Here is a 12,328-nt window from a genome sequence, read left to right on the forward strand (position 1 = left end):
CCGTTCTTTTCGGAGTAGAAGCAGTCGGGCATGCCCGGACATTGCTCCTCAACGGCCGGTATCCGGCCCAACCTCAAGGAGACTGCCATGACCATGCAAAGCTACAGCCTTGCCGAATTGAACAAGGAAACCACCATTGGCGGCGTCGGCAAGACTGTCGAGCGCGAGGTGCCTGTCATTGATCTCGCCGATTTCGACAATCGCAAGGCAGAAATCGCCGATCAATTGTGGGACGCCTCTGTTGGTATCGGGTTTTTCCAGGTCTATAACCACGGCATTCCGCAGCAGGATATCGACGCGGCGTTTGAGACCGCCTGGTCCTTCTTTGAATTGCCAGCCGAGGTCAAAGCCCAGTATCCGATGCCCAAGGGCACCAATGCCGGTTGGGAATTCAAGGCGCAGGTGCGCCCTTCCACCGGCACCCCTGATAACAAGGAAAGCTACCAGATTACCCGTCCGATGATGGGTGGGCTGTGGCCGAGTGAAGAAGAGCTGCCTGATTTCAAGGAGAATATGCTGCGCTTCGAGCGGCAGAATTGGGAACTCGGCATGAGGATTCTCTCCTGCTTTGCTCTCAAGATGGGCTTTGCCGAGGACTTCTTCACCAAGGCGCATGATCCGGCCTCCGGTGAGTACCAATCGACGCAGCGACTTATCCATTATATGTCGATGGAACATGCCAAGCCGGAGGATTTCGAATTCTGGCGGGCCGGTGCCCATTCCGATTTCGATTGCCTGACCATCCTGCACCAGAAGGAAGGCGAGGGCGGCTTGCAGGTCTGCCCCGGCAAGGATGCGGCCTCCGGCGAGTGGACGGATGTACCGCCGAAAAACGGCTATATCACCTGCAATATCGGCGACATGCTGATGCGCTGGTCCGATGACCAGTTGCAATCGACGCTTCACCGTGTGCGCATGCCGCGTCCGGGCGAATATCTGGGCCGCCGCCTGTCGCTTCCCTTCTTCTGCCAGGCCAATCGCGATGCGGTCATGCAGGGTCCGCTCGGCAAATATGAGGCGATCACCGCCGGTGATTATCTGACGCAGCGCATCAACGCCAACTTCGCCCGGAAATGATGTTGAACCCGGCGAGCCATGATGCCATCGTGGCCAGACAGACAGCGGACAGGGGCAAACGCCCCTGTCGCGTGACGGGAACGCTGATGCTTCATGGCCGCGCTTTGCGCTATATCGACGAAGTCGCCCGGCAGGGCTCGATCCGCAAGGCGGCAAAGACACTGAATGTCGCTGCCTCCGCCATCAATCGCTATATCCTCGACCTGGAGCAGGAGTTGGATGCGCCGATTTTCGAGCGATTGTCGCGCGGCTTGAAGCTGACCAGCTCCGGCGAAATCCTCATTGCCCATATCCGCGAGACGCTGAAAGCGCATGACACGATGCGGGTGCAGATCAAGGCTCTGCGTGGCCTCAGCCGCGGCGAGGTGGTGATCGCCACCATGGCGACGCTGGCGGCAGGCAGGCTTGCCGACATCATTGCTGCTTACCGCGCCGATATTCCGCAGGTCAGCTTGCGCATCAAGGTCGGTGATCGCGCCGCAGTTTGCGACATGGTCGCTTCAGGGGCCGCCGATCTGGCGCTGGCCTACAATCTGCCGGAGGATAACCGTTTGCAGCGGGCGGCGGAATTCATGCATCCGCTCGGCGCAGTGGTTGCGCCCGACCATGCGTTGGCGGCGCGCAAGACGGTGCGGATTGCCGATTGCCTGATCTATCCGCTGGTACTGGCTGACAACAGCCTGTCGCTGCGGGAGGTGGTTGAGAACCTGACACCAGCCCAGGCCCAATTAATGCCGGTGGTCGAGACAAATTCCATGGAGTTGATGAAGCGGCTGGTGCATGGCGCACCGCATGTTACCTTTCTCAACCGCGTCGATGTGGACCGCGAACTGCAAAGCGGAGAACTGGTCTTTCTTCCGCTGACCGGGTCTGCGGGACTGCAAAGGCTGAACATTCTTCACCGGGCGCGCGGTTCTCTCTCGCCTGCTGCCAGCCATTTCATGCACTACGCCCAGGAACGGCTGCGCATGGTGGAGGACAGCCGTTGATGGCGATATTCGACGACGTCGCCATCCCCACACCTTGAAATTCGGCTTATGCCCTATCGAGATCGATCATGATTGACAATTCCGTCCGCGCGCTAGCGCGTTCCAGTTTCACCGGCCATGGCCGCATCGCTATCCGTCAGGCCCGCGTGCCAACGGTCTGTCTTGCGGACGGTGTGCCGCCGGGTAGCGTTCTCGACCGCGACGGCTGTGCTCTGGTTAATATTCTGCTGGATGACGGACGTGTTGCAGCCGTGCTGCCAGCGGCAAGCGGGGTGAGCGGCGGTGGCATCGATCTGGAGGGCCGCCATCTCTGGCCGTTGATGGTCGACATGCATGTTCATCTCGACAAGGGCCACACGATCAGCCGGGCACCAGCCTCCGATGGCACGCATCCCAGCGCCCGCGCGGCAACGACAGCTGACCGGCAGGCCCATTGGTGTCACGACGATCTGGTCCAGCGGATGGAATTCGGTCTGGCCTGCGCGGATGCTCACGGCGTTGCCGCACTCCGCACCCATCTCGATAGCCATGCGGGCCAGGCGGAAACCACCTGGGCGGCATTTGAAGAAGTGCAGGCCCGGTGGTCGGGGCGTATCGCATTGCAGGCGGTCGGCCTTGTGCCGCTGGATGCCTATCGCACTGACCATGGAAAGCAGCTCGCCGACCTGGTTGCCCGTCAGGGCGGGCTGTTGGGCGGCGTGACCCGCGCCTCGGGCGGGACACATGGTCGAGGTCTCGATGATATCGATGCTTTGCTCGACAGCCTGTTTTTGCTGGCCCGAGAGCGTGATCTCGATATCGACCTGCATGTGGATGAAGCCGAGAAAGCCGATGCCCTGCCGCATGTGGCCCGCGCCGCCATCCGCCATGGCTATGAGGGCCGCGTTACCTGCGGCCATTGCTGTTCGCTGGCTTTGTTCAGTGATGCGGAAATCCGCGAGCGGATTGCGCTTCTGGTCGATGCCGGAATGTCCATCGTCACACTGCCGACCGTCAATATGTATTTGCAAGGCCGTGCTCCGGGCGTCACCCCGCGCTGGCGTGGTGTTACGCCGGTCAAGGAGCTACGCGCTGCCGGTATCCGCGTCGCGGTTGCGGGTGACAATTGCCGCGATCCGTTTTTTGCCTATGGCGATCATGATATGGTCGATACCTGGCGCCAATCGGTGCGCATTCTGCATCTCGACCACCCCTATGACGATGCCGTGGCACTGGCGACCACCCAACCCGCCGCGATGACCGGCTTTTCCGCTGGAACCATCGGCGCCGGGCGTCCGGCGGATCTGATGATCTTTGAGGCCTGGAGCATGGACCAGGTCATTGCCCGCCCGCAAACCGACCGGGTGATCGTGCGGGCAGGCAGGGTCAGCGAGGCAGTGTTGCCATCCTATCGGGAGATCGAATTGCCCTTTCTCACCCCATCACTCTCATCCTGCCATCACTCTCATCCGGAAGGTGAGCGTTAAAGGCTCACCCGGTTCGATCATGTATTGAGGATGCGGCAGCGCGCCCCAGCTGTCGTCACCACCGACGCCCATCTGCCGGGCCATCAGCGTGACGATGGTGCGGTTGGCTGGCGGCAGGTCGTAGGGCCGGGCTGCGGCTTCCAGCTGGAAAGCCGTATAAGGCGAAACGCCCAGCTCGAACGGCATATCCACCGCCTCGAAGCGCAATGTGTTGCCGTCAGCGTCGAACAGATCGGCCCAGCGCACGCCGGTTCGGTTTCCGGATTCCTGCGGGATGACATAGGGCGTGACATTGTCGGCCACCGCGCGCTCGTAAATGCCAAGCCGTGCGCCATGGGCGCGGTCGATGTGATTTTCCTCCGGTCCAAGTCCATAATAACGGAAGCGGTTGAAGGTTGCTGGCATGGGGATCGTCAGGCCGAACAGTGGCAGCGAGGGCAGGCTGGCATCGCCCGGCCAATGGGCGGTGACGGCAATCGCGCCATCCTCCTCATAGCGGTAGGACACCGTGGCCTGCATGCTGCTGTCAGGTAGGGCAAAGCGATAATCGGCCCCGGTGTCACGATAGGTATAGGAAGCCTGTTTCTGGTCGAGGCTAGCGCGACGCCAGCTACCGAATTTGAAGCCGAAGCCTGCGCCCCGGTCATTGTCGGTCGGCGCGCGCCAGAAGATCGGCAGGGGCGGCCGTTCCAGGAACTCCACGCCCGCCGTATTGACCAGCGATACCGGTCCGCCAAAGCGACGGCAGAACAAGGTGCGGCTGTGGCCATCGGAAATGCCGAGATTGTAGCTGCCTTCGGCGCGGGTGAGGGGACGGGAAACCGAGCTTGGTTTTTCGTCTGCCACGGTCCAGGCATGCTCGCCAAACGCCACTTCGTGGTCAGCCGGTGCCCAGGCGCGCTCATGGCGTTCGCGCAGGGAGCATTGCAGGGCATATTCGCCCGGCTGCTGCGTGACAGGCACGGACAGACGCAGATAGGTCTGTTCCTGGGCCGCAAGCGCAATATCGGCCTGCCCTTCTGCCACCGCGACACCATCCTTCAGCAGGTAATATCTGAGGTAGAAAGCGTCGAGGTTCAAGAACAGGTTGTCATTGATCACCTTGACGCCGTGCGCGTCCGGGATTAGCCGGACAGGCTGGTAAAGCGCCTTGATTTCCTGGACTTTTGGGGTCAATTGCCGGTCAGCGGTGATAATGCCGTCGCAGCAGAAGCTGTAATCGGTCGGACGGTCGGCAAAATCGCCGCCAAACAGCAGGCCTTCGCTGCCATCCGGGCGGGTGCCGTAGAGGGCCTGTTCGATATATTCCCAGATAAAGCCGCCCTGGCACTGATCATAACGATAGGTGAGGTCGGTATAGAGATGCATGCCGCCGCAGGAATTGCCCATCGCATGGGTATATTCGCAGGACACAAAAGGCTTGGACGGGTTGCTGCGCAGGTAGTCCTCGATGTCCTGCGGGCGCGCATACATCCGGCTTTCCATGTCACTGGAGCGCGCATCAAAGCGACGGTCGTGGAACACGCCTTCGTAATGGACGAGGCGGGAGGGATCGCGGTCCCTAAACCAATCGGCCATATCGGCAATCACGCTGCCGCCATAGCTCTCATTGCCGCAGGACCAGATCAGCACGCAAGGATGGTTCTTGTCGCGCTCCAGCATGTTGGCGGCACGGTCGAGCACGGCGGGCCGCCATTCGTCGCGGTCGCCGGGCAGGACTTTGTCCGGGTCCAGGGTCTCGACCGACCAGGTGCCATGGGTTTCAAGATTGGCCTCATCGATCACATAGAGGCCGTGCTGGTCGCAGAGCGCGTAGAACTCGCTGCGGTTTGGGTAATGGCTGGTGCGCACCGCATTGATATTGTTGCGCTTGAAGAACAGTACATCCCAAAGCATGTCCTCGACCGTCAGCGCACGTCCACGGCGTGGATGGAAATCATGCCTGTTGATGCCACGGAAAACGATGCGCTGGCCATTGAGGCGCATCACCCCATCGCGCATTTCAAACCGGCGAAAACCGATCGGCTGCGGCACGGCCTCGACTGTTGCGCCGTTCCTATCCTTCAGGACAAGCATCAGGCGATAGAGATGCGGCGTCTCGGCACTCCACAGATGCGGGGCGGTGACGGGCAGGGCGATATCCATATTGATTGCGGCATCGAAGGTGGCCGACAGCACGGTATCGCCGTTTGGATCATACAGCGTCACGCCAAGACTGGCCGTTTCTGTATCCGCCAAGTCGAGGGCCAGCCGCAGGCGCAGGGAGCCACTGTTGAAATCATCAGCAAGATCTGTGGTGACGAACAGGTCGCGGATATGCAGGCTCCGCCAGGCCTCCAGCCGCACGGGCCGCATGATGCCCGACAGACGCCAGAAATCCTGGTCTTCGAGCCAGGCGCCGGAAGAGCGGTGATAGACCTCGACGGCCAGCAGGTTGTTGCCGTCAATCAGCGCATCGGTAATATCGAAGCGTGAGGGCGTGAAACTGTCTTCGGCATAGCCAATAAAACGACCGTTCAGCCAGACATAGAAGGCGGTCTCGACACCGTCGAAGGTCAGAATGATCCGCTGGCCGGCAAGGGCCGGGTCAAGTCGGAAGGTCCGGGCATAGCAGCCGACCCGGTTGGCCCCGGCGGCCTGCCCAAGCGCCAGCGCCTCATGGCCGTCCCAGGGATATTGGGTGTTGACATATTGCGGGCGGCCATGGCCCTGCAACTGCATGGCGCCAGGCACGATAATGTCGCCGAAGCCGCTGCGGTCGAAGTCTGGCTGGTGAAAACCTTCAGGGCGCTCAGTTGCTGATGTGGCGGAGACGAACTTCCAGGTGCCATCCAGGCTCTGGCGAAGCGGAGAGGCAGATCCCGCCGCAGCGGATGCTTCATCGGGATAGACGATATGATCGGAATGGGCAGACAACCGCCCGACGGCAAAAACCTTGGGATCGGAAAGCCAATCGAGATGTGCTGTGGCAGGCAGAGTATTGGTCGTCACATGTCCCTCCCGGACGTCTATTCTAACTCATAATACCAGTGTCTCTTATCATATTACAAGCGAAACCGGAATCGGATAGTGGCAAAAATATCCAGCATCTATAGAGTGTTATCGATTTTTTGCGCGCAAAAGAAGCTTGAAAGACAAGAAAAGTCTGGAACACGGCGAACTCGATCGCGGCGATAAAAAAATCCTATGCTGGCTCCGGTTGCATTTTCCTCAGGCAATTTGCGGTGGCATTGATCGTGCTATTGTTCTCGCGTATCAACGGGGTGAGGACGAATTGTGGCAAGATGAGATAATTCGTCACGGGGACGAACTATTTGCACCTGTGACCCAGTCGTGCGATACGTGTCGTCAAGATTTAAACATGCCTGTTGTCGATAGGATGAGGTGATTGCGGATGAATCTCTGGACGAGCACACCGCCGATGTTACGCCAGATCTCCGTTCGTGCCGCCATGGACATTCTTCTGCACCAGGGGCCGACATCGCGGGCGGATCTGGCAAAAAAGACCGGCCTGTCGAAACAGACGATGTCCGAGGTCATCCGCACGCTTGAGACAGCGGGCTGGGTCCGGGTCAAGGGCATCGTGTCCGGCAAGGTCGGGCGCAGCGCCGTGACCTATGAAGTCGCACCGGATGCCGGTTTCGTCATTGGCCTGGATATTGGTGCAACGACCATTCGGGTGGCGATTGCCGATATTGCCGGGACAATTGTGCAGGAAGCCGAGAAGTCAGCCGGGGAGCGTGGTGGAGAGGCCCTTCTGGCCCATGTCAGCGGCATTGTCGAAGCGTCGCTTAAAAAGGCGCGTATTCCCCGCAGCAAGGTTCTTCTTGCTGCCGTGGCCATGCCGGGGGTGGTCGATCCTGAAACCGGTCGGCTTTCCCTTGCCCCGAACCTCTCTGAAATCGGCAGTCTCGATGTGATCAAGGCCTTGCAGGGCCTGTTTAGCTGCGATGTCATCGTCGAAAACGATGTCAATGCGGCAGTGATCGGCGAAAGCTGGAAAGGCAGTGGCATCGGTCTCGATTCGGTTGCGTTCGTATCGCTGGGAACCGGTATTGGCCTTGGTGTTCTCGTCAATGGCAAGTTGATGCGCGGGGCCAAAGGGGCGGCGGGCGAAATCGCCTATCTACCGTTTGGCACCGATCCCTATAGCTCTGAAAGTCTGGAGCGCGGCGCGCTGGAATGCGCGATTGGCGCACGCGGCATTCTGGAGCGCTATGGCAATCCCGGAGACGGCGGGATGACCGTTCGCGATATTCTCGAAGCGGCTGAAAAGGGCGAAGCAAAGGCGCTGGCGACGGTGCAGGAGACCGCCCGGCTGGCGGCTTTGCTGGTGGTTTCGGTTCACGCCATGCTTGATCCAGGCAAGATTATTCTGGGCGGCAATGTTGGTCGCAATCCGTTGATGGTGCGCATGGTCAAGGAGGCGTTGGCAAGTTCGACCCGCAGCTGCATTTCGCTTGAGGCCAGCACACTTCAGTCCCGCGCCACCCTGGTTGGCGCGGTGGCCATCGCGCTCAACCAGCTTCACAATGCGCTGTTTTCTCCCCAGGACCTTCCAAGCGAAATGCGCCTGCCAGCCTGAAAATTGCTTTCCATATCACTCCGGCTTGAGTTCATCGCGGACCTGGCAATGGGCAACAACGGCAAACAGTCCGGTGCCGCCGATGATATTGCCGATCAACGTTGGAAGGATGAAGCCGCCGATAGCGCCCCAGACGCTTGTTTCGCCCGCCAGCATCAGCAGCCAGGCCTCTCCAGACCCGGCGACGACATGGCTGAACCCGCCAAGCGCCACCGTATAGGTAATCATCACGATCACCCAAAACTCATTGCCTCGGGCATTGGGGAGAATCCAGGCGATTGAGGCAATCAGAAAGCCCGCAGGCGTGGCAAGCAGCAATGTCGCTGCAAAATCATGCCCGAGGATCGCCCTGGAAATATCCAATATCGCCTCGCGCTGCTCGGCGCCGATGATGAGCTGGTTTTCCATGAGCACCGCGATGAAAAATGTTCCGAGCAGATTGGCCAGCAGCACCGTCACCCATAGGCGAACAAGCCGGAAAAGGTTGCGACGTGTCGGGTGGGCGGCGATAGGAAGCACGGCGGTGACGGTCGTTTCGGTAAACAGTTGCAGATTGCCCAGAATGACGATCACGAAGCCGACGGTATAGCCAAGGGAGACGATCAACACCCGCCAAGGCGTGTCGGGTAGTCGCGCGTGCAGGAAAGCCTCCGCCAGCAGGGATGCACAGATTGCGACCCCGGCAGCAAAGCCCGAAAAAAGCAGGGACTGAAGCGGGCGGCCCAATTCCTCATCGCCTTGCAGACGAACGACTTCATGGACCACCTTGGGCGAACCGGACCCTCGCTCGCCAATATCCTGTTTGTCTTCCTCCGACATGGCGTTGGAGGGCTGCGCCTCCTTGTCGGCTTCCTGTTCGGCGATATCAGGCATTCTTGTCTTTCCGGGGTAAAACTGGCGAGCGTGCTCTCTCATCATCCCTGATTGAACCGGGGTGGACGCTCGCACGGCAGGCTAAACTATCGAGAGCCCATTCGGTTCCAGCGGCAACTGTGCCGCCGCTTTTCCATGCCGATCAGGCCACCTTGCATCCGTCGATAAACACGGCAGAGATATTGGCGCGCGATGCCGTAAAGACGATTTTCTGCAGCAGGGTCTCCGTCATTTCATCGCTCTCGTAGAACCGCACCGTGCCTTGGGCCGCCTGCGGATCAATGACGATGGCATCGAAACGATAGCCCGGGGCAAATTGCCCGATGGGGAGATCCAATGCCTTGCCGCCGCCAGCGGTGGCGATATGGAAGGCGTGGCGAAAGTCGATGCGGGCCTTGGCGCCGCTTGCGCGCTTTTCCGGCGGGAGGCCCGGATCGACGCCGGTTTCCAACATGCGGGAGACGAGAATGGCGGCGCGCATATTGTCGAGAAGCGAAGCGCTCGGTCCACCGGAAATATCGCTGCCCATCCCGACATGCAGACCCTTTTCCAGGGCAGCGCGCAGGGGAAAGACCGCACCGGCGAAATAGCCATTGGAGAGCGGGCAATGCGCCACTGCCGCCTGTCTGAGCTTGATCAGATCCATATCATCCGCAGTCAGCAGATTGGCATGGGCCAACATGCTGCGGCGGGTGAGAAGGCCGAAACGATCAAGGCTCATCGCATCCGTCATGCCGTGGCGCGAGAGCACATAGGCATGTTCCCAATCGCTTTCCGAACAATGGGTCTGCACATGGCAGCCGCAGTCCCGTGCCATCGCACCCAGCCCTTCCAGCGTCGCATCCGTGCAGGCCGGAATGAACCGTGGCGTCACCACCGGCCAGACGCGGGACGCTGTGTTATCCGGATGGGTGCTGATATAGTCGATCAGCGCTTGTGTTCCCTGCAAAGCCGCATCCGGTGAGGCGTCCCGGTAATAGTCCGGGCATTGCTCTACATTGTCCATGGCGACCTTGCCGATCAGGGCGCGCTGACCTTTTTCCAGGCAGGTATCGACCAGAACGCGTGTCGCATCCTGGTGAATGGTGGAGAAATACAGCGCCGTGGTCGTGCCATTGGCCAGCAGATCATCGACCAGCAGGCCATAGACGCGCTTTGCATAGGCTAGGTCCGCATAGCGGGCTTCCAGCGGGAAAGTATGGGCATGCAGCCAGGTTTCAAGCGGCACATCCAGGGCGGTGCCAAGCTGCGGATATTGTGGCGCATGCACATGGCAATCCACCAGACCCGGCAGGAGCAGGCAGCCCGCCGGTAGACGTGAAAGCCGTCCTTGGCGGTCGGCATCGGCTTTCGCCAATCCGTATCCTTCATCGTCGGGGTGCAGCACGGAGAGTATCACGCCATCCGCATCGATGGCGATCAGGCAATCAGTCAGCACATCGATTTCACCAGCCACCGGCGCATGAAAACCGCTGGCGATCAGCACCGTGTCCCTGAAATCACTCATTGCTGGTGCGCGGTATTGGTCATGCAACGGCTTTCAGCGACGTTCCATAGGTCACGCCCTTTTCCTTCAGCCATCGGCGGTAGGCGATGGAGGTTGCGTCAGCACGGGTGGGGATTTCCGAGCGCGGCTCCATCGGCAGCAGAACCGGGCGCTGGTTTTCAAGGATGATCCGGTCTTGCAGGAAAATCAGCTGCTGGAACTGGATCAGCGAGGCGGTGGTCGATTGATCATCGATCAGATACATGATCGGATGGGCGCGGCAGCGATCCGGGTCCAGGGGTTGGACGAACAGGCAGATCACATCCCAGCGGCTGTCAGAATTCGGACAGGTCTTGTAGAGCAGCGTCGTGAAGGGTGTCATCACCCGGTAGATATAGTGGGTCATCAATCCGTCCGTGGCGGAAAGGGCCGCTTGCGGCTGGAAGAATTGGCAATTGGTCGCCCAGACCTCATCGACGTCGCGGCGGATTTCCACATTATAGTGCTCGACTTCCGTATGCGGTTCGGAGCCGAGAATATCGGTATGGACGAAGGGAAAATGCGCCATGTCGAGAAAGTTTTCGACGATCCGCAGGCCTGATGCCTTCACGGTGACAGCACCGCAGGGCACGATGCGACGATCCGGCTCATCGGCTTCCTCAATGGGGAAAAGCTCCTTGTCCGGGCTGCCGAGCGTCGTCCAGATATAGCCGTAGCGCCGCCGGATTGGCAGGTTGTTTTCCTGCGCTTTCACGGTAACGTCACCGTCCTCGGTGCGGGTCACGGCGAGATCAATGCCCAGCAGCCGGTTGGCGGATAGACCATAGGGAATGAGCGTTTCGGTATCGATGGGATACCATTGATCGAGGCTTGTTTTGTCGATTGCCATCACTGGGTTTCTCCCTGCATCCTTGGTCAACGAAGGCTGCGGTAATAGGGCAGGCCAAGGGCGGCTGGTGCCGCCATCAACCGGCGCATGCGCTGCCAGGCGATCACAGGCACGATAATGAAGGCGATGGTTCCGGCATAGGGCAGCATGGACAGAAAGGCCGGAGCAATCGGCCAGCCGCGCGCCTGTCCGACGAAGCCGAGCGCGGTGATGAAGCCGAATAACAGGCCGGAGAGAGCCGCCGGAATAGGCCGGTAGCCAGCAAAGATCACCAGCGCCACCGCGATCCAGCCGCGCCCCGCCACCACGCCATCCGACCAGGATGGCACGAAGGCCAGAACCAGATAGGCACCTGCGCCTGATGCAAGCGCCGCGCCTGCGCAGACATAGCCAAAGCGGATGCGATGGACCGGAATGCCCGCCGCATCGGCAGCCGCCGGATTTTCGCCAACGGCGCGCATATTGAGCCCGTGGCGGGTGCGAAACATCAGAAAGGACAGGCCCAGCGGCAGGATGATGTAGATCAGGTAGACGAGAATATTCTGGCTGAAAAAAGCCGGTCCGAGGATGGGGATCTCCGAGAGGATCGGCATCTTGACGCCCTGGAATGTCGCCGGAACCGGCATGCCGGAATAGGATTTACCAATCGTTTGGGCAAGGCCGGTGCCGATCAAGGTCAATGCCAGCCCGCAGAGCACCTGATTGGCCCTGATCGTCACAGTCGCCACCGCAAACACCATGCCGAACAAAGCGCCGATAGCGAGCGCCGCCAAAAAGCCGAGGATGGGGGAGGGAAAGGCGGTGACGGTGGCAACAGCGGTGATCGCTCCCATGGCGATCAGCCCTTCGACGCCAAGATTGACGACGCCGACCCGCTCGGCCAGCACTTCGCCCATGGCCGCCAGCGCCAAGACGCCGCCAGCCAGAAAGGCGGTGGTCAGAAGTCCGGTCAACAGTTCCATC

9 protein-coding genes are annotated in these 12,328 nt (G+C 60.2%); 4 read left to right on the plus strand and 5 right to left on the minus strand.

What is annotated here, in order from left to right; all coding sequences use genetic code 11:
* Positions 1–93 precede the first annotated feature (93 nt).
* The 3 genes from G6L01_RS19610 to G6L01_RS19620 all read left to right on the plus strand — a co-directional run bounded on the left by G6L01_RS19610 (position 94) and on the right by G6L01_RS19620 (position 3,532).
* A complete protein-coding gene (locus G6L01_RS19610) occupies positions 94–1,077 on the plus strand; it encodes an isopenicillin N synthase family dioxygenase (RefSeq protein WP_420359838.1) in 984 nt (327 codons plus the stop codon).
* A gap of 86 nt (positions 1,078–1,163) precedes the next feature.
* Entirely contained in the window at positions 1,164–2,066 is a 903-nt protein-coding gene (locus tag G6L01_RS19615) for a LysR family transcriptional regulator (RefSeq protein ID WP_139190122.1), read from the plus strand.
* Between the two features lie 68 nt (positions 2,067–2,134).
* Positions 2,135–3,532 carry a cytosine deaminase gene (locus G6L01_RS19620; protein ID WP_070165273.1) on the plus strand — a complete coding sequence of 466 codons (1,398 nt, stop codon included), beginning with the start codon at positions 2,135–2,137 and terminating at the stop codon, positions 3,530–3,532.
* On the opposite strand, the gene lacZ is transcribed toward G6L01_RS19620, so the two are convergent.
* A complete protein-coding gene (gene lacZ, locus G6L01_RS19625; protein WP_197432323.1) occupies positions 3,494–6,523 on the minus strand; it encodes a beta-galactosidase, LacZ type in 3,030 nt (1,009 codons plus the stop codon). The genes G6L01_RS19620 and lacZ overlap by 39 nt on opposite strands.
* Before the next feature lie 403 nt (positions 6,524–6,926).
* On the opposite strand from lacZ, the gene G6L01_RS19630 reads away from it, so the two are divergent.
* Positions 6,927–8,117 (plus strand): ROK family transcriptional regulator, encoded by a 1,191-nt coding sequence (locus tag G6L01_RS19630; RefSeq protein WP_070165276.1) that lies wholly within the window; start codon positions 6,927–6,929, stop codon positions 8,115–8,117.
* Between the two features lie 15 nt (positions 8,118–8,132).
* On the opposite strand, the gene G6L01_RS19635 is transcribed toward G6L01_RS19630, so the two are convergent.
* The 4 genes from G6L01_RS19635 to G6L01_RS19650 all read right to left on the minus strand — a co-directional run bounded on the left by G6L01_RS19635 (position 8,133) and on the right by G6L01_RS19650 (position 12,327).
* On the minus strand, positions 8,133–8,990 hold the full coding sequence (locus G6L01_RS19635; protein WP_234891878.1) for a formate/nitrite transporter family protein: 858 nt from the start codon (positions 8,988–8,990) through the stop codon (positions 8,133–8,135).
* A gap of 142 nt (positions 8,991–9,132) precedes the next feature.
* Positions 9,133–10,497, minus strand: a complete 1,365-nt coding sequence (guaD, locus tag G6L01_RS19640) for a guanine deaminase (protein WP_070165278.1) — start codon at positions 10,495–10,497, stop codon at positions 9,133–9,135.
* A 19-nt stretch (positions 10,498–10,516) separates the two neighbouring features.
* Entirely contained in the window at positions 10,517–11,365 is an 849-nt protein-coding gene (locus G6L01_RS19645; RefSeq protein ID WP_070165279.1) for an aromatic ring-hydroxylating oxygenase subunit alpha, read from the minus strand.
* Positions 11,366–11,391: 26 nt separating this feature from the next.
* A complete protein-coding gene (locus tag G6L01_RS19650; RefSeq protein WP_071205704.1) occupies positions 11,392–12,327 on the minus strand; it encodes an ABC transporter permease in 936 nt (311 codons plus the stop codon).
* Between the last annotated feature and the right edge of the window lies 1 nt (position 12,328).

Source organism: Agrobacterium vitis, assembly GCF_013337045.2.
In the GTDB taxonomy this organism is placed as follows: Bacteria; Pseudomonadota; Alphaproteobacteria; order Rhizobiales; family Rhizobiaceae; genus Allorhizobium; species Allorhizobium vitis_B.

Excerpts from the sequence above, each read along its gene's own strand:
- G6L01_RS19610 (WP_420359838.1), top strand. The coding sequence starts at position 94 with ATGCAAAGCTACAGCCTTGCCGAATTGAACAAGGAAACCACCATTGGC.
- guaD (WP_070165278.1), bottom strand. The coding sequence starts at position 10,497 with ATGAGTGATTTCAGGGACACGGTGCTGATCGCCAGCGGTTTTCATGCG.
- G6L01_RS19630 (WP_070165276.1), top strand. The coding sequence starts at position 6,927 with ATGAATCTCTGGACGAGCACACCGCCGATGTTACGCCAGATCTCCGTT.
- G6L01_RS19635 (WP_234891878.1), bottom strand. The coding sequence starts at position 8,990 with ATGCCTGATATCGCCGAACAGGAAGCCGACAAGGAGGCGCAGCCCTCC.
- G6L01_RS19615 (WP_139190122.1), top strand. The coding sequence starts at position 1,164 with ATGCTTCATGGCCGCGCTTTGCGCTATATCGACGAAGTCGCCCGGCAG.
- G6L01_RS19645 (WP_070165279.1), bottom strand. The coding sequence starts at position 11,365 with ATGGCAATCGACAAAACAAGCCTCGATCAATGGTATCCCATCGATACC.
- G6L01_RS19620 (WP_070165273.1), top strand. The coding sequence starts at position 2,135 with ATGATTGACAATTCCGTCCGCGCGCTAGCGCGTTCCAGTTTCACCGGC.
- G6L01_RS19650 (WP_071205704.1), bottom strand. The coding sequence starts at position 12,327 with ATGGAACTGTTGACCGGACTTCTGACCACCGCCTTTCTGGCTGGCGGC.